18 protein-coding genes are annotated in these 16765 nt (G+C 66.7%); 11 read left to right on the forward strand and 7 right to left on the reverse strand.

What is annotated here, in order from left to right; genetic code table 11:
• Nucleotides 1-2 precede the first annotated feature (2 nt).
• From phnK to phnG, 5 genes are read right to left on the reverse strand one after another with little or no spacing between them, the layout of a single operon-like run.
• On the reverse strand, nt 3-773 hold the full coding sequence (gene phnK / locus OKW28_RS13575) for a phosphonate C-P lyase system protein PhnK (RefSeq protein WP_429446261.1): 771 nt from the start codon (nt 771-773) through the stop codon (nt 3-5).
• Nucleotides 770-1708, reverse strand: coding sequence for an alpha-D-ribose 1-methylphosphonate 5-phosphate C-P-lyase PhnJ (locus tag OKW28_RS13580; RefSeq protein WP_429446262.1), 939 nt, complete (start codon nt 1706-1708; stop codon nt 770-772). The genes phnK and OKW28_RS13580 overlap by 4 nt, the downstream gene beginning before the upstream one ends.
• The gene (locus OKW28_RS13585) at nt 1705-2841 is read right to left on the reverse strand and encodes a carbon-phosphorus lyase complex subunit PhnI (RefSeq protein WP_429446264.1); all 1137 of its coding nucleotides are present in this window, start codon (nt 2839-2841) and stop codon (nt 1705-1707) included. The genes OKW28_RS13580 and OKW28_RS13585 overlap by 4 nt, the downstream gene beginning before the upstream one ends.
• Nucleotides 2841-3452 (reverse strand): phosphonate C-P lyase system protein PhnH, encoded by a 612-nt coding sequence (phnH, locus tag OKW28_RS13590; RefSeq protein ID WP_429446266.1) that lies wholly within the window; start codon nt 3450-3452, stop codon nt 2841-2843. The genes OKW28_RS13585 and phnH overlap by 1 nt, the downstream gene beginning before the upstream one ends.
• A complete protein-coding gene (phnG, locus tag OKW28_RS13595) occupies nt 3452-3967 on the reverse strand; it encodes a phosphonate C-P lyase system protein PhnG (protein ID WP_429446267.1) in 516 nt (171 codons plus the stop codon). The genes phnH and phnG overlap by 1 nt, the downstream gene beginning before the upstream one ends.
• 179 nt (nt 3968-4146) lie before the next feature.
• Between phnG and phnF the strand changes: the two genes are divergently transcribed.
• Genes phnF through phnN form a run of 3 tightly spaced genes read left to right on the forward strand, consistent with a single transcriptional unit; the run spans nt 4147 to nt 6214 of the window.
• Nucleotides 4147-4905 (forward strand): phosphonate metabolism transcriptional regulator PhnF, encoded by a 759-nt coding sequence (phnF, locus tag OKW28_RS13600; protein ID WP_018424806.1) that lies wholly within the window; start codon nt 4147-4149, stop codon nt 4903-4905.
• Nucleotides 4902-5666 carry a DUF1045 domain-containing protein gene (locus OKW28_RS13605; RefSeq protein WP_429446268.1) on the forward strand — a complete coding sequence of 255 codons (765 nt, stop codon included), beginning with the start codon at nt 4902-4904 and terminating at the stop codon, nt 5664-5666. The genes phnF and OKW28_RS13605 overlap by 4 nt, the downstream gene beginning before the upstream one ends.
• Nucleotides 5663-6214, forward strand: a complete 552-nt coding sequence (gene phnN / locus OKW28_RS13610; protein WP_429446269.1) for a phosphonate metabolism protein/1,5-bisphosphokinase (PRPP-forming) PhnN — start codon at nt 5663-5665, stop codon at nt 6212-6214. The genes OKW28_RS13605 and phnN overlap by 4 nt, the downstream gene beginning before the upstream one ends.
• A gap of 15 nt (nt 6215-6229) precedes the next feature.
• On the opposite strand, the gene OKW28_RS13615 is transcribed toward phnN, so the two are convergent.
• The gene (locus tag OKW28_RS13615; protein WP_429446271.1) at nt 6230-7138 is read right to left on the reverse strand and encodes a LysR family transcriptional regulator; all 909 of its coding nucleotides are present in this window, start codon (nt 7136-7138) and stop codon (nt 6230-6232) included.
• Between the two features lie 111 nt (nt 7139-7249).
• Here OKW28_RS13615 and OKW28_RS13620 point away from each other — a divergent pair, with 111 nt between their 5' ends.
• Complete coding sequence (locus tag OKW28_RS13620) at nt 7250-8440, forward strand: M20 aminoacylase family protein (protein ID WP_429446272.1); 1191 nt, start codon at nt 7250-7252, stop codon at nt 8438-8440.
• Between the two features lie 84 nt (nt 8441-8524).
• Here the strand turns inward: OKW28_RS13620 and OKW28_RS13625 are convergent, their stop codons facing one another.
• Entirely contained in the window at nt 8525-9349 is an 825-nt protein-coding gene (locus OKW28_RS13625) for an IclR family transcriptional regulator (protein WP_018424811.1), read from the reverse strand.
• A gap of 243 nt (nt 9350-9592) precedes the next feature.
• Here OKW28_RS13625 and OKW28_RS13630 point away from each other — a divergent pair, with 243 nt between their 5' ends.
• From OKW28_RS13630 to pcaF, 7 genes are all read left to right on the forward strand, one after another.
• Entirely contained in the window at nt 9593-10297 is a 705-nt protein-coding gene (locus tag OKW28_RS13630) for a FadR/GntR family transcriptional regulator (RefSeq protein ID WP_018424812.1), read from the forward strand.
• A 72-nt stretch (nt 10298-10369) separates the two neighbouring features.
• On the forward strand, nt 10370-11260 hold the full coding sequence (gene ltnD, locus OKW28_RS13635; protein WP_429446274.1) for an L-threonate dehydrogenase: 891 nt from the start codon (nt 10370-10372) through the stop codon (nt 11258-11260).
• A gap of 14 nt (nt 11261-11274) precedes the next feature.
• A complete protein-coding gene (otnK, locus tag OKW28_RS13640) occupies nt 11275-12588 on the forward strand; it encodes a 3-oxo-tetronate kinase (RefSeq protein WP_429446276.1) in 1314 nt (437 codons plus the stop codon).
• Nucleotides 12585-13247, forward strand: a complete 663-nt coding sequence (locus OKW28_RS13645) for an aldolase (protein WP_429446278.1) — start codon at nt 12585-12587, stop codon at nt 13245-13247. The genes otnK and OKW28_RS13645 overlap by 4 nt, the downstream gene beginning before the upstream one ends.
• A 61-nt stretch (nt 13248-13308) precedes the next feature.
• Nucleotides 13309-14109 (forward strand): 2-oxo-tetronate isomerase, encoded by an 801-nt coding sequence (gene otnI / locus OKW28_RS13650; protein WP_429446280.1) that lies wholly within the window; start codon nt 13309-13311, stop codon nt 14107-14109.
• 33 nt (nt 14110-14142) lie between these two features.
• A complete protein-coding gene (gene denD, locus OKW28_RS13655; RefSeq protein WP_429446282.1) occupies nt 14143-15123 on the forward strand; it encodes a D-erythronate dehydrogenase in 981 nt (326 codons plus the stop codon).
• Between the two features lie 364 nt (nt 15124-15487).
• Nucleotides 15488-16690 carry a 3-oxoadipyl-CoA thiolase gene (gene pcaF / locus OKW28_RS13660; protein WP_429446284.1) on the forward strand — a complete coding sequence of 401 codons (1203 nt, stop codon included), beginning with the start codon at nt 15488-15490 and terminating at the stop codon, nt 16688-16690.
• Nucleotides 16691-16765 lie beyond the last annotated feature (75 nt).

Genomic DNA, 16765 nt, shown 5'->3' on the forward strand with positions numbered 1-16765 from the left:
CCTCAAACCGGCAGAACCGAGGAAACCAGCGTTTGCGTATACGGGTGCTGCGGATCGTCGAGCACCTGATCGGTCAGACCCGCCTCGACGACTTCGCCCGCCTGCATCACCATCAGCCGATGCGCGAGCAGACGCGCGACGCCGATATCGTGCGTGACGATCAGCACCGACAGATGCAGCGTCGAACTCAGCGTGCGCAGCAAATCGAGCAGACGCGCCTGCACGGACACGTCGAGACCGGCGGTCGGTTCGTCCATGAACACCAGACGCGGACCGGTGACGAGATTGCGCGCGATCTGCAGACGTTGCTGCATACCGCCCGAAAACGCGGCGGGGAATTCGTCGATGCGAGTGGGGTCGAGCTCGACGCGCTCCATCCATTGTGTGGCTGTGCGGCGAATCTCGCCGTAGTGGCGCGCGCCGACCGCCATCAACGGCTCGCCGATGTTGGCGCCGGCCGATACGCCGCCGCGCAGGCCATCGCGCGGATTCTGCTGCACGAAGCCCCACTCGGTGCGCGTCAACAGACGGCGGCGCGGCTCGGACAGCGCGCGCAGATCGAGCGAGTCGCCATGCGACGCGGTGTAGTGCAGCGAGCCGCTATCGGCCTCGGTCTTCAGCGCCAGCGTGTTGAGCAGCGTGGTCTTGCCCGAACCCGATTCACCGACGATGCACAGCACTTCGCCCGGATACAGATCGAAACTCACGTTGCGGCAACCGTTGCGGCCGCCATATTGTTTGGTGAGCGCGCGTGCGCTCAGAAGCGGCGTCATGCGGATTCTCCTTCGCGCGTGGCGTGGGGCAGCGGCGCTTGCGCTTCGATAGCGCCGTCGGCGTCGCCGCGCCGCCCGTGACAGTAGTCGCTGTCCGAGCACACGAACATGCGCGTGCCCGCATCGTCGACGATCATCTCGTCGAGAAAGCTTTCCTTCGATCCGCACAGCGCACACGCGTGCTGCCACTTCTGAACTTCGAACGGATGATCGTCGAAGTCGAGGCTGCGCACCGGCGTATAAGGCGGAATCGCGTGAATGCGGCGCTCGCGGCCCGCGCCGAACAGTTGCAGCGCGGCGTTCATATGCATCTTCGGATTGTCGAACTTCGGGATCGGCGACGGCGAGCTCAGATAGCGATGATTGACGATCACCGGGTAGTCGTACGTGGTCGCGATGCTGCCGTGATGCACGATGTCCTCGTACAGTTTCACGCTGATCAGCCCGTAATCGGCGAGCCCATGCAGCTTCTTGCATTCGGCGACGCGCGGCTCGAGCCGGTACAACGGCTCGGGCATCGGCACCTGATAGACGAGGATCTGCCGCTCGGTCAGCGGCGTTTCGGGAATCCGGTGCCGCGTCTGGATGATTGTCGCTTCGCTCGTGTGCCGCGTGGTCGCCACACTCGTGGTGCGCGCGAAGAAGCGGCGGATGTTGACGGCGTTGGTGGTTTCGTCGGAGCCCTGATCGATGACCTTCAGCGTGTCCGTCTTGCCGATGATCGCGGCCGTCACCTGGATGCCGCCGGTGCCCCAGCCATACGGCAGCGGCATTTCGCGCGACGCGAACGGCACCTGGTAGCCCGGCACGGCGACTGCCTTCAGCAGCGCGCGGCGCAGCATGCGCTTGGTCTGCTCGTCGAGATACGCGAAGTTGTAGCCGTGCGCGGCGGTGTCGTATGAGGTGTTGGCAACAGCGGTGTCGGGCGCGTTCATGCTGCCTGCTCCTTGTCGGTGGCGCGGCTTGTTTCATCGTTGCTGCGATGCTGCGCGCGCAAACGCCGCACCAGTTCCAGCTCCGCCTGGAAGTCGACGTAATGCGGCAGCTTCAGGTGCTGCACGAAGCCCGACGCCTCGACGTTGTCGCTATGCGACAGCATGAACTCGATGTCCTGCGTCGGTGACGCGAGCGTCTCGCCGAGTTCTTCGGCGCGCAACGCGCGATCGACGAGCGCCATCGCCATCGCCTTGCGCTCCGAGTGGCCGAACGCGAGGCCGTAGCCCTGCGTGAAGGTCGGCGGCACCGTGCCGCTGCCCGCGAACTGGTTGATCATCTGGCATTCGGTGATGTCGATATCGCCGATGTCGACCGCTTCGCCGAGTTCGTCGAGGTCCATCTCGACCGCGATCGTGCCGAAGCGGATCTCGCCCGCGAACGGATGCGAGTGCGCATAGCCGCGTTGCGTCGCATAGCCCATCGCGAGCAGAAAGCCTTCGTCGCCACGCGCGAGATTTTGCAGACGCGTCGCGCGGCTCGCCGGAAACGCGAGCGGTTCACGCGACAGGTCGCCGGGTTCCGCTCCGTCCGGTGTCGGGCGCTCCTGTTCGATCAGGCCTTCCTTGTCGAGCAGCGACACGACGCGCGGCATCGATTCTGGCGCTGGCGGTTCTTGCGGAACGGGCGCGTTGCCGTGCGTCACGTCCTGCCGCGCGTCATCACCATCGGCGAGCAACGCGAAATCGAGCAGACGCTGCGTGTAGTCATAGGTCGCGCCGAGCAACTGGCCGCCGGGCAGGTCCTTGAACGTCGCCGAGATACGCCGCTCGACCTGCATCGTTTCGGTATCGATGGCGCGCGTATAGCCGAAGCGCGGCAACGTGGTGCGATACGCGCGCAGCAGGAAAATCGCCTCGACCAGATCGCCGGCCGCCTGCTTGATTGCGAGCGCCGCAAGCTCCTCGTCGTAGACCGAGCCTTCGGTCATCACGCGTGCGACCGCGAGCCGCAACTGCTCGCGAATCTGCGCGACGCTCAGTTCGGCGATCCGCGTATCGCCGCGGCGCGCTTTGTCGAGCAGGCGCCACGACGCTTCGATCGCGCGTTCTCCACCTTTGACGGCAACGTACATCAGTTCACCTTCGCTTCGGTTGTGCGCGGCAGGCCGATCACGCGCGGGCCGCAAACCAGATAACAGTCGATGCCGCACGGAAACAGCGGCGCGAGCATTGCGCGTTCTTGCCAGAACCGCGCGGGAAGACCGGCCGGCGAAATCGTTTCGGCATCCAGAATGCCGGGGCCGCTCAGCGTGACCGCTGCGCCGCCCGTCAGCGCGTCGACGCGGATCAGCAACGTGGCCGATTGTTCCGGTGACTCGGCGCTGCCGGGCGCGAAGCTTTCGAGCGAGGGCAACGCGTCGGCATCGTGCACATACACGAACGCGGCGTTGCCGGGCGCATCGACGAGCGGCGCGCCGGTATGAAAACGCAACGCCGACGCGAGCGCGGGATCAGGCTGCGCGAGCCACACCGGCGTCGCGTAGTCGCAGAGCGTCAGCAGTGCGGCAAACGCGGCGGGTTCGACCGGCGTGTTGCGCAACTCGGGCAGCACGTCGCGGAGCACGCCGATCGTGCCGGGCCGCGACAATGCGTCGAGCAGCGTGCGAAACACGGCCTGGGTGTCGTGGACCGGGTCCGCGAAACCCGGCGTCAGCGTGGACAACGCAATCGGTGAACGTTCCATCAGTCGCCTCGCACCATCGTGAAGAATTCGACGCGCGTCGCCGCGACGTCCTGTTGCTGTTGCGCGCCCCGGGCCTGCTGTTGCGCGGCGAACGGTTCGATCAATTGACGATGCAGGCTGTCGTGATGCTCGGGCATCTGCAGCAAGGCATCGGCGAGCGCGGCAAGTTCGGCGCGACGGCGGTCGCGTCCCAGATGGCAGGCCACGCCGACGGTGGCTTCGGCGTCGCCGCTGGCATGCAGACGCAGCGTGGCGCGCGTAACCGTGGCTTCGCCGAGATTGAACGGATCGCCGCTGCCGCCGATGCGCCCGCGCACCATCGCGAGGCCGATTTCAGGGGGGCGCAGCCAGTCGTAGGCGGGGGTGGCGCGGCCTTGCAGCGCGCGCTGCAGCGCGGCTTCGAGGTCGGCGCGCGGCGTGCGCGCCAGCACGGCCATCCAGGCGCGCCGCGCCGCCGAAGACACGGCCGGCAACGGCGGAGAGGGTGGATGGGGCGGAACGGAACTCGGGCTCATCGGATTTCCTGTCGATCCAGCGAGTGGGCATTGAAGCATCTATTCATCTAAACGTCTAGACGTTTATAAGCATAGTTGTCTGGACTGTCGTGCGCGGCGGACATTCATATTTTCATCACGGCTCGCGCACTACAATGCACGTCATGGCGATCATTTGAACCGAAGGGAATGACAGCACCATGACATCGAACGACAGCGCGGCGCCGGCCACGACGCTCGAACGCGGCGCGGGCGTGGCCGTCTGGAGACAGATCGAACAGATTCTCGCCGCAGAGATCACGGCAAGCGGGTTCGGCGAAGAAGGGCGGCTGCCGAGCGAGGGTGAGCTGGCGAAGCGCTTCGACGTCAACCGTCACACGGTGCGCCGCGCGATGCTCGGCCTCGCCGCGCTCGGCCTCGTCAGCGTCGAGCAGGGGCGTGGCACGTTCGTGCAGCCCGGCGCGATCGACTATTCGATCGGCCGCCGTACGCGTTTCACCGAAAACCTGCGTCAACAACACCACTCGCCCGCGGGCACGATGCTGTCGGCCGCGCGCGTGAAGGCCGAGCCCAGTGTCGCGAAGGCGTTGGGTCTGCGCGCGGGCGCGGCGGTCTATCGCATCGAATCGCTGAACGCGTCGGACGGCGTGCCGCTCACGTTCGCGCGCAGCTGGTATCCGGCCGCGCGTTTTCCGGATTTGCCGGAAGTCGTGCAACGCCTCGGCGGCACGACGAAAGCGCTGGCCGAATTCGGCGTGGACGATTATCTGCGCAAGTGGAGCCGCATCGGCAGCGTGCTGCCCGAGCCGGAAGTCGCGCGGCGGCTCAATATCAACCGTCAGCAGCCGGTGCTGTGGGTCGAGAACGTCGACGTCGATCTGCAGGGCACGCCGGTCAAATACGGCTTCACGCATTTCGCGGCCGATCGCGTGCAACTGCTCGTGGAGCATGACCTGTGAGCGGCCCCGCATGGAGTGCCGAAGCGCGCTTTGCGCTGTACTATGCGCCGTCGGTTGAATCGGCGTGGTGGCAGGCCGGCTCGACATGGCTCGGCCGCGATGCGCACAACGGCGAGCGCCGCGCGCAGCCGCAGCCGCCAGGCCTGACGCGCCCGCTCGCCGCGTTGACCGACGCGCCGCGCCGCTATGGCTGGCATGGCACGCTGGTCGCCCCGTTCCGGCTCGGCGCCGGCGTCACGCAGCCCGACGTGCTCGCGGCCGCGCGAGCCTGGGCGCTCGCGCAGCGGCCGTTCACGTTGCCGGTAGAAGCGGCCACGCTGGGCGACTTCGTCGCGTTGCGACCGGCCGATGCAGATGGCGAGACGCGCATTGGCGAGCTCGCGTCGAACGCGCTGCAGTCGCTCGACAGGCTGCGCGCGCGGCCGTCGGCGGCCGATCTCGAGCGACGGCTCGCCGCGCCGCTCAGCGAACGCCAACGTGCGTTGCTGTTGCAATGGGGCTATCCGTACGTGTTCGACGAGTTCCGTTTTCATATGACGTTGTCCAGTTCGCTCGCCGATGCCGACGAGCGCGCGACGCTGATCGCATGGTGGCGGGAGCGCACGCCCGCGCTCGGGCCGCTCGCTGTCGATCAGGCCGCGCTGTTCGTCGAGCCGGCGCCGGGCGAGCCGTTCGTGCTTTGGCAGCCGCTGCCGTTCAGCCACGGCGCGCAACCTGGCGATCGCACTGACGAGCAGCAAGACGAGGTGAGCAGCCAATGACTGGGCGTTTGATCTATGTGATGGGGCCGTCGGGCGCGGGCAAGGATTCGCTGCTGCAGTTCGCGCGCATGCGGCTCGCCGGGGAGCCGCTCGTATTCGCGCATCGTTACATCACGCGGCCGAGCGGCAATGGCGAGGTGCATGTTGCACTAAGCGTCGAGGAGTTCGCCGCGCGCTCGGTGCTTGGCCTGTTCGCGCTCGAATGGTCGAGCCATTCGCTGCGCTATGGCATCGGCATCGAACTCGATGCGTGGCTCGCGCGCGGCTGCACGGTGGTCGTCAACGGCTCGCGGCAGTACCTGCAGCATGCGCTCGCGCGCTATCCACGCGCGGAAGTGGTGCACGTGAGCGCCGCGCCGCATATTCTCGAAGCCCGGCTCGGCGCGCGGGCGCGCGAATCGTCGGAGCAGGTCGCGGCGCGGCTCGCGCGGCGCGCGCCGTTTGCGTTGCCGGCCGGCGTGCGTTGCACGACGATCGACAACTCCGGCGCGCTCGAAGAAGCGGGGCACGCATTGATCACGGTGCTCAAGGAGCAGATGAGCGCGTAGCGCAAGCACGCGGCCTTACTGCACCGCTGCCATCCGCTCCCGCGTCACCTGCCGCAAACATGCGACGAACTGCTGCACGGCTGGCGTCGGCAGCAGATCGCGTCGCGAGATGATGCTCAGATCGTAGTTCGGCAGCGCGTCTTCGATCTGTGCGACGCGAATGCCGAGCGGCGCGACCCTCTGCGCAAGCGGCCGCGTGAAGCAACTGATCACGTCGGTCTGCGACACGAGCCCGAGCGTGACTGCAAACGACGACGGCGCGCGCAGCAAGCGCTTCGGTACCGGCAAGCCGTGCGCGCTGAACATCGCCATCATTACGCTGTGCGGGAAGTGATCGGCGCCGACCGTGACGATCCACTCGGCATCGAGCAGCTCGGACAGACGCGTGACGTTCGCGAGCGGATGGCCGGCGCGCATCGTGACGACGAACTGCGTCGAGTACAGCGGCACCTGCACCAGATCGTTATCCAATGCCAGAACGTGATGGATCGCCGCGAGATCGAGCGCGCCGTTGCGCAGACGCGCGAGCGCGTCGGGCACCGTCACTTCCTCCAGATGCAGACTCACGAGCGGCATCCGCTCGCGAAAGCTCGACACCGCATGCGGCAGTACCGTCAGCGCGAGCGACGGCATCGTGCCGACGCTGACCTTCCCGGCCAGTTCACCCTTCACCTGCTCGACGGCCTCGACCGTGCGGCGCATGTCGCCGAGCAACTGCTCGGCGCGCGGCAACAGCGCGAGCCCGCACGCGGTCAGCTCGATGCCGCGCACGCTGCGCACCATCAGCTCGGCGTTGAGCGCGCTTTCCAGCTCGCGAATCGTATGCGTGACGGCCGGCTGCGTGACGCCAAGCTCACGCGCGGCGGCGCGCAGACTGCGGTGATGCGCGGCGGCGACGAAGGCCTGCAACTGCTGCAGCTTCATAAGGGTAACCCTGTATATAAGCCCTGTTAATCAGGGTGAAAAAAATAGCATCTTATTCGAACAAAACAGCGTGGCTATAGTGCGAGGCTACTCACTGGAGCCATACAAACTATGAACGAGACCCCGCGTTTGACCGAAGTGTCCGATCTGGAACCCGCCGCCGCGAGCCTGCGCGAGATTCGCCATCACATTCACCACCATCCGGAACTCGCGTACGAGGAAGTGCAGACCGCGGCGCTCGTCGCGGAAAAACTCGAACAGTGGGGCTGGCAGGTCACGCGTGGGGTCGGCAAGACCGGCGTGGTCGGCACGCTGAAAGAGGGTGACGGCAAGCGCAGCATCGGCATTCGCGCGGACATGGACGCGTTGCCGATCATCGAACAGACCGGCCTGCCGTACGCGAGCGGCACCCACGGCAAGATGCACGCGTGCGGCCACGACGGTCACACCACGATCCTGCTCGGCGCCGCGCAACGTCTCGCGGCCACGCGCAATTTCTCGGGCACCGTGCATTTGTATTTCCAGCCGGCCGAGGAAAGCGGCATCGACAGCGGTGCTCTGAAGATGATCAACGACGGCCTGTTCGAGCGCTTCCCGTGCGACGCCGTGTTCGGCCTGCACAACCATCCGGGAGCCGAGCCGGGCGTGTTGCTGTTCCGCAAGGGACCGTTCATGTCGGCGGGCGACAAGGCGATCATCACGATCGAAGGCGTCGGCGGCCATGCGGCGCGTCCGCATCTGACCGTCGATCCGGTCGTGGTCGCCGCGAGCATCGTGATGGCGCTGCAAACGATCGTCGCGCGCAACGTCGATCCGTCGCAGCCCGCCGTGGTGACGGTCGGCTCGATGCACGCGGGCACCGCGAACAACGTGATTTCCAGCAGCGCGCGGCTCGAACTCAGCGTGCGCTCGTTCAGCCCCGAGGTACGCGCGTTGCTGAAGAAGCGCATCACCGAACTGGCCGAGTCGCAGGCCGCGAGCTATGGCGGCAAAGCGCACGTCGAGTACATCGAAGGCTATCCGGTCGTCATCAATACGGATGCAGAAACGGATTTCGCGGTGCAGGTCGCGCGCGAACTGGTGGGCGACGACAAGGTGGTCGAGCAGACCGACATCCTGATGGGCAGCGAGGACTTCGCATTCATGCTGCAGAAGCGGCCGGGCACGTTCCTGCGCATTGGCAATGGCGTCGGCGAGGACGGCTGCATGGTGCACAACCCGCACTACGACTTCAACGACCGCAGTCTGCCGATCGGCGCGGCGTTCTGGGCGCGGTTGGTGGAGCGCTATCTCGCGCAGTGAGCGCTTGATGCACACGCCGCGGCGCGCACGAAGCGTGCGCGCCCGGCTGCTCATCACCGCGCGGCCAGAGCCACGAAGCGTTCATTAGCCGCGCCGCGCGACCATCTCCGAGACTGTCTGCGCGGCTCGCTGCAGCGGTTCCAGGAACGCCTTCACCATCTGTTTGGCCGAATTGCGCTGTGCGTTGCCGCTGATGTTCATCGCGGCGATCACGCGGCCCTGGCGATTGCGAATCGGCGCGGACAGCGAAATCAAGCCGCCTTCGAGCTCCTGATCGACGATCGCCCACCCCTGGCGACGCACCTGCTCGATCAGCTTCTTCAACTCTTGCTTGTCGGTGACGGTGCGCGGCGTGTGCGCGTAGAGCGGCGTCGAGTTCAGCGTCGCGTCGAGCGTCTCGTCGTCGAGCGAGGCAAGCAGCACGCGGCCCATCGACGTGCAGTACGCGGGCAGGCGGCTGCCGATCGACAGGTTGATCGTCATGATCTTGTGAGTCGGCACCCGCAGCACGTAGACGATCTCGGTGCGATCGAGCACGGCCGCGGAGCAGCTTTCGTGCACCTGCGCCGACAGGCTTTCCATCACCGGTTCGGCGAGATTCCAGAACGGCATCGAGGTCAGATACGCGAAGCCGAGGTCGAGAATCTTCGGCGTCAGACGGAACAGGCGTCCCTCGGCTTCCACATAGCCGAGTGTTTGCAGCGTCAGCAGGATCCGGCGCGCGCCGGCGCGCGTGAGGCCAGTCGCCGCGGCGACGTCGGTGAGCGTCTGTTCAGGCCGCGTCGCGTCGAACGCGCGGATGACCGCGAGGCCACGCGCGAACGACTGCACGTACGAGTCGCCCGGTTTCTCCGGGGCCGGTTCGGCGTTGGCGGGCGCGACGGAAGACGGCGGCAGGGCTTTGCTCATGGACCTTGATCGTGGGTTCGGAAGAGTGCGCGCGAAGGACGCGCGACGCGCGTTCGTTTCGATGCGGCGCCGCGTTTTGCGTTGCGGCGCAAAGGCGAGACGATAGCTTAAGCCTTCTATTTCGCCAAATAACGCCGATTCGTGCAAAAACCCAGGGTTTGCGCGGATACGATGTCTACTCCAAATTTGTATGATGACCCGATAACCTGACTAGTTCGCGACACCCTGTCCAACCGATCCGCCATGTTCGACAAGATTCCCGCGCGCGCTTTGAGCGACACAGTCGCGCAGCAACTGCTGAAGCAGATCGACAAGGGCACCTTTGCGCGCGGCGCCAGGCTGCCGACCGAAGCCGTGCTCGCGCAGCAGTTCGGCGTAAGCCGCACGGTGATTCGCGAGGCGCTGTCGCGACTGAAGAACGAGGGGGTGGTCGAGCCGCGCCAGGGCAGTGGCGTGTTCGTCGCCGGGCACGGCGCGATCCGCCCGCTGCGAATCGACTACGCGGAAGCCGTGGAGCCGGGCTCGGTCGTGCAGATCCTCGCGCTGCGTCGCGCGATCGAGGCGGAGGTTGCGTCGGAAGCCGCGATGCGCCGCAGCGATGCCGACATGGCCGCGATCGACGCCGCGCTCGCGCGCATCGAGCGCGCGGTCGGCACTGGCGAAGACGGCGTCGCCGAAGACGTCGCGTTTCATCGCGCGATCGCGGCGGCTACGGGCAATCCGTATTTCCTGAAGACGCTGACGTTCCTCAATCAGTACCTCGAAGCGGGCACGGTCGTCACGCGCCGCAACGAGGCGCTGCGCGAGGACTTCTCGCGGCAGGTGCGCGAGGAGCACGCGGCGATCGCCGCGGCGATTCGCGCCGGCGATCCGATGGCGGCGCGCAATGCCGCCCAGACGCATCTGTACAACGCGGCGCGGCGGCTTGCCGAGGCAGGCATCGTCTGACGCGCTGAAGGCGCGCGGTGATTCCGACGCGCGCGAACCCACGAATGCGGCACCCATCCATAGAGGTCATGCATGTCGAGAAATGTCGGTGTCATTGGTTTGGGGGCCATGGGGCTCGGCGTTGCGCGCTCGCTGTTGCGTGCGGGCTTCAGGGTCCACGCGTGCGACTTGCGGCGCGACGCGCTGCAGGCGTTCGTCGATGAAGGGGGCATCGGCTGTGCGACGCCCGCGGAGCTCGGCGCGCAATGCGAGGTCGTGATTACGCTGGTCGTGAATGCGGCGCAAACCGAGGCCGTGCTGTTCGGTGAGCACGGCGCGCTCGCGGCCATGAAGCCGGGCGGCGTCGTGATCGCGAGTGCCACGGTCGCGCCGGAGTTCGCGAGCGATCTCGGCAAGCGCGTCGAGGCGGCCGGTCTGCAGATGCTCGATGCGCCGGTGTCGGGCGGCGCGGCGCGCGCGGCGTCGGGCGAGATGACGATGATGACGTCCGGTCCCGCGGCCGCTTATGCCGCGTGCGAAGACGTGCTCGCCGCGATCGCCGGCAACGTGTATCGGCTTGGCGCCACGCATGGCGCGGGCTCGAAGGTGAAGATCATCAACCAGCTGCTGGCCGGCGTGCATATCGCGGTGGCCGCCGAGGCAATGGCGCTCGGCCTGCGCGAAGGTGTCGACCCGGACGCGCTGTACGACGTGATCACGCACAGCGCGGGCAATTCGTGGATGTTCGAGAACCGCGTGCCGCATATTCTCGCGGGCGACTACGCGCCGCTGTCGGCGGTCGATATTTTCGTCAAGGACCTCGGCCTCGTGCTCGATACCGCGCGTCGCACGAAGTTTCCGCTGCCGCTCTCGGCGGCCGCGCATCAGATGTTCATGATGGCGTCGACGGCGGGCCACGGTGGCGAAGACGACTCGGCGGTCGTGAAGATTTTCCCAGGCATCGAATTGCCGACGAAGCAATAGGCGAGGGAGAGGTCATGACGGCTCAAACGAAACCCGCGCTGCTCGGCTGCATCGCCGACGACTTCACCGGCGCCACCGATCTCGCCAACATGCTCGTGCGCGGTGGCATGCGCACGGTGCAGACGATCGGCGTGCCCACCTCCAACGAAGCGCTCGGCGCCGACGCGCTCGTCGTCGCGCTGAAGTCGCGCACGATCCCGGCCGCCGACGCGGTCGCGCAATCGCTGGCCGCGCTCGCCTGGCTGCGCGCGCAAGGGTGCCGGCAATTCTTCTTCAAGTACTGCTCGACCTTCGATTCGACCGATGCGGGCAACATCGGCCCGGTGACCGATGCGTTGCTGAATGCGCTGTCCACCGAGTTCGCTGAGCGCGCGTCGTTCACGATCGCGTGTCCCGCGTTTCCCGAGAACGGCCGCGCGATTTTTCGCGGTCATCTGTTCGTCGGCGATGCGCTGCTGAACGAGTCGGGCATGGAAAACCATCCGCTGACGCCGATGCGCGACGCGAACCTCGTGCGCGTGCTGCGGCGGCAAACGCAATCGAAGGTCGGGCTCGTGCGTTACGACCAGCTCGCGCAAGGCGATGCGGCCGTGCGTGCCGCATTCGCCGCGTTGCGCGCCGACGGCGTGCGCATCGCGATTGCCGATGCGGTGTCCGACGCCGATTTGCACACGCTCGGCGCGGCCTGCGCGGATCTCGCGCTGATCACCGGCGGCTCCGGCGTCGCGCTTGGTCTGCCCGCCAACTTCCGGCGCGCGGGTCTGCTCGGCGAGCAAACCCATGCCGCGCAATTGCCGCGTATAGAAGGTTTGTCGGCGGTGCTCGCGGGCAGTGCGTCGACGGCGACCAACGCGCAGGTCGCCGCCTGGTGCGCGACACGGCCCGCGTTCCGCATCGATCCGCTCGCGGCGGCGCGCGGCGAGGACGTCGTCGGCGAGGCGCTCGCGTTCGCACAACAGCGCTTCGTGCACGCGGAAGCGGTGCTGGTCTATGCGACTGCATCGCCGGACGAAGTGCAGGCCGTGCAGCGCGAACTCGGCGTCAACGAGGCCGGGCATCTGGTCGAGAAGACGTTGGCGGCGATTGCGCGCGGTCTGCGCGAACGGGGTGTGCGCAAGTTCGTCGTCGCGGGCGGCGAGACCTCGGGCGCCGTCGTGCAGGCGCTCGACGTGCGCATGCTGCGCATCGGCGCGCAGATCGATCCGGGCGTGCCGGCCACGGCGACGACCGAAGCGGAACCGCTCGCACTCGCGCTGAAATCCGGCAATTTCGGCGCCACGGACTTCTTCGACAAGGCGCTGCGCCATCTCGACGGAGCCGCGCAATGAGCGACGCACCGGCACTTCACACCTGCGCCGAAGCGCGCGTTCGCGAGGAAATCTGCGCGGTCGGCGCGAGCCTGTATCAACGCGGCTATACGGTCGGCAGCGCCGGCAACATCAGCGCGCGGCTCGACGACGGCTGGCTGATCACCCCGACCGACGCGTGCCTCGGCCGCCTCGATCCCGCCGACATCGCGAAGGTCGACGCAAACGGCCGCGCGGTGTCGGGCGGCAAGCCGTCGAAAACGCTGGCGCTGCATCGCGGTATCTATGCGCGCAACGGCGAGGCGCGCGGCATCGTCCATACCCATTCGACGCATCTGGTCGCATTGACGCTCGCGGGCGTATGGAGCGAAGCGGACGTGCTGCCGCCGATCACACCGTACTACGTGATGAAAGTGGGCCATGTACCGCTGATTCGCTACCAACGCCCGGGTGATCCCCGAGTGGCCGCGCAGATCGCTGCGCTGGCCGACCGAGTGCGCGCGGTGTTGCTCGAACGTCTGGGGCCGGTAGTGTGGGAGCGCTCGGTCGCGCACGCGTCGTATGCGCTTGAAGAACTCGAGGAGACCGCGCGCCTGTGGCTGATGACGAATCCGCGGCCCGCGCCACTCGACGCCGCCGCGATCGAAGAACTCCGTGCCGCGTTCGGCGCGCGCTGGTAGCAGCGCGCTTGACCGATGAACGCCGCGCACCGTATCGCACTGTCTTGAAGGAGCTGCCGCCATGCCTCGCTTCGCCGCCAATCTGTCGATGATGTACAACGAGCACGCGTTCCTCGATCGCTTCGCCGCCGCCGCGCGCGACGGCTTCAACGCGGTCGAATTCCTGTTTCCCTACGAGTTCCGCACGGGCGAGCTGAAGGCGCGGCTCGACGCGCATGGCCTCACGCAGGCGCTGTTCAATGCGCCACCCGGCGACTGGAGTGGCGGCGAGCGCGGCCTTGCGTCGTTGCCGGGCCGTGAGGACGAGTTCCGCCGCGGCATCGACACGGCACTCGAGTACGCGCGCGTGCTCGGCAATCGCAAGCTGCATGTGATGGCGGGGTTGATCGCCGGCGATCAAGCGGGCGAAACGCAGCGCAAAACACAACGCGACGTGTACCTGAACAACCTCGCCTATGCCGCGCGGACCACGCAAGCCGAACAGATCACGATCGTCATCGAGCCGATCAATACGCGCGACATGCCCGGCTATTTCCTCAATCGACAGGACGACGCGCAAGCGATCTGCGCCGAAGTCGGCGCGCCGAATCTGAAGGTGCAGTTCGATTGCTATCACTGCCAGATCGTCGAGGGCGATCTCGCGATGAAGCTCAAACGCGATATGGCCGGCATCGGTCACATCCAGGTTGCGGGTGTGCCCGAGCGGCACGAGCCCGACATCGGTGAGCTGAACTACCCGTACCTGTTCAATCTGATCGATGCGCTCGGCTACGACGGCTACATCGGCTGCGAATACCGGCCGCGCGCGGGGACCTCGGCGGGGCTTGGCTGGCTGAAGCCTTATCTCGATGCGGGGCGTTGACTCTTTCCGACAACCACTGACGCACACGTAACCATGAGAGTACTGATCACAGGCGGTGCCGGTTTTCTCGGCCAGCGTCTCGCGCGCGAGCTGCTCGCGCGCGGCGCACTGAAAGATGCGCACGGCGCACCGCAAGCGATTACCGGGCTCGTGTTGCTCGACGTCGTGCGCGCACACGATTTCGGCGATGCGCGCGTGCGCATCGAAGTCGGCGATATCGCGGAGCGCAGTGTGCTCGAACGCGTGATCGATGATCAAACCTCGGTGATCTTTCATCTCGCTGCGATCGTCAGCGGCCAGGCCGAGGCGGACTTCGATCTCGGCATGCGCATCAATCTCGATGCGTCGCGGCTGCTGCTCGAAATCTGCCAGCAGCGCGGGCACCAACCGCGCGTCGTGTTCACCAGTTCGGTCGCGGTCTACGGTGGCGATCTGCCTGCAGTCGTGCAGGACGACACCGCGCTCAATCCGCAGTCGTCGTACGGCGCGCAGAAGGCTATCGCGGAGCTGCTGCTCAACGAATATTCGCGGCGCGGTTTCGTCGACGGCCGCGTGCTGCGGCTGCCGACCATCAGCGTGCGGCCGGGGCGGCCGAATGCGGCGGCGTCGTCGTTCGCGAGCGGCATCGTGCGCGAGCCGCTCAATGGCGAGGAGGCCGTGTGTCCGGTCGCCGGTTCGACGCGGCTGTGGTTGCTGTCGCCGCGCAAGGCGATCGAGAGTCTTATCGCCGGCCTCGAACTCGATGGCGCCGCGCTTGGCAAGCAACGCGTGCTGAACCTGCCGGGCTTGTCGGTCAGCGTCGACGAGATGATCGCGGCACTGCGCGAGGTCGCGGGCGAGGCGGTCGCGAACCGCATTGTGCGGCAGCCCGACGAGCGCATCGAGAAGATCGTCGGGAGCTGGCCGGGCGCGTGGGATACGTCGCGCGCCGAACGGCTCGGGCTCGCGACCGAGCGCAGTTTCGCGGACGTGATTCGCGGCTACATCGCCGATGAAGGAATCGAAGTTCGCTGAAGATCACCCCCTCCGCGTATTCCCTGGTGTCGCCTGGCACGGCTGCGGCCGTGCTTGACATGCTTTCGCGCCCCCGCCTATTATCGAGGCTGTTTTGTTCGATATATGACCTTGTGTTCGTATATAGAACATGAGGCAGGGCGAAGAAGGGGCGGCAGCCGTATCGGTCGTCAATCCCAAGCCCATCGTTCACGATCTTGCGCTAAGCTGCTCCGACGTGACGGCCGCCGCGACGCCGCCGTTTTGCAGCCTCCCGCCCGCGGCCGTTGGCCCCCGGGCCGATGCCTCGGCGCATCGAACCGGCGTCATCGGTGCAAGGCCGGCCGAGGCGCAGCGCACGCAGCATCTCAACTGGAGACATCCCATGACCGAAGCATTCCTGTGCGACGCGATTCGCACCCCCATTGGCCGTTATGCGGGTTCGCTGTCGTCGGTGCGCGCCGACGATCTGGGCGCGGTGCCGCTCAAGGCGCTGATGGAGCGCAACAAGAACGTCGACTGGACCGCGATCGACGACGTCATCTACGGCTGCGCCAACCAGGCCGGTGACGACAACCGCAACGTCGCGCGCATGTCGCTGCTGCTCGCGGGTCTGCCGAAGGACGTGCCGGGCTCGACGGTCAACCGTCTGTGCGGCTCGGGCATGGATGCGGTCGGCATCGCCGCGCGCGCGATCAAGTCGGGCGAGGCCGCGCTGATGATTGCCGGTGGCGTCGAAAGTATGAGCCGCGCGCCGTTCGTGATGCCCAAGGCGACCAGCGCGTTCTCGCGTCAGAACGAGGTCTACGACACGACGATCGGCTGGCGTTTCGTGAATCCGCTGATGAAGAAGCTGTACGGCGTCGACTCGATGCCGGAAACCGGCGAAAACGTCGCGACCGACTACAACATCAGCCGCGCCGACCAGGACGCATTCGCGCTGCGCAGCCAGCAGAAGGCGGCGCGCGCGCAACGCGACGGCACGCTCGCGCAGGAGATCGTCGGCGTGACGATCGCGCAGAAGAAGGGCGATCCCATCACGGTCATGCAGGACGAGCATCCGCGCGAAACGAGCCTCGAAACGCTCGCGAAGCTGAAGGGCGTCGTGCGTCCGGACGGCACGGTTACGGCCGGTAACGCATCGGGCGTGAACGACGGCGCGGCGGCGTTGCTGCTTGCCAATGAAGAGACCGCGAAGCGCTTCGGCATCACGCCGCGCGCCCGCGTGCTCGGTGTGGCCACCGCCGGCGTCGATCCGCGCGTGATGGGCATCGGCCCAGCACCCGCCACGCAGAAGCTGCTCGCGCGTCTGGGCATGAAGATCGACCAGTTCGACGTGATCGAACTGAACGAAGCGTTCGCCTCGCAAGGTATCGCGGTGCTGCGCGCCCTCGGCGTTGCCGACGACGATCCCCGCGTGAACCCGAACGGCGGCGCGATTGCGCTCGGCCACCCGCTCGGCATGAGCGGCGCGCGTCTGGTGACGACCGCGACGTATCAGCTGCAACGCACGCAGGGCCGCTTCGCGCTGTGCACGATGTGTATCGGCGTCGGCCAAGGCATCGCGATCGCGATCGAGCGCGTGTGATGCGTGAGTTGGTTTAGCGCGAGCTTCGGTCCCCGCGCTATGCGGGTCTCCGCGCAAGCTGAATAGTGAAAAGCA

This window comes from Paraburkholderia sp. 40 (assembly GCF_050434105.1).
Taxonomy (GTDB): domain Bacteria; phylum Pseudomonadota; class Gammaproteobacteria; order Burkholderiales; family Burkholderiaceae; genus Paraburkholderia; species Paraburkholderia tuberum.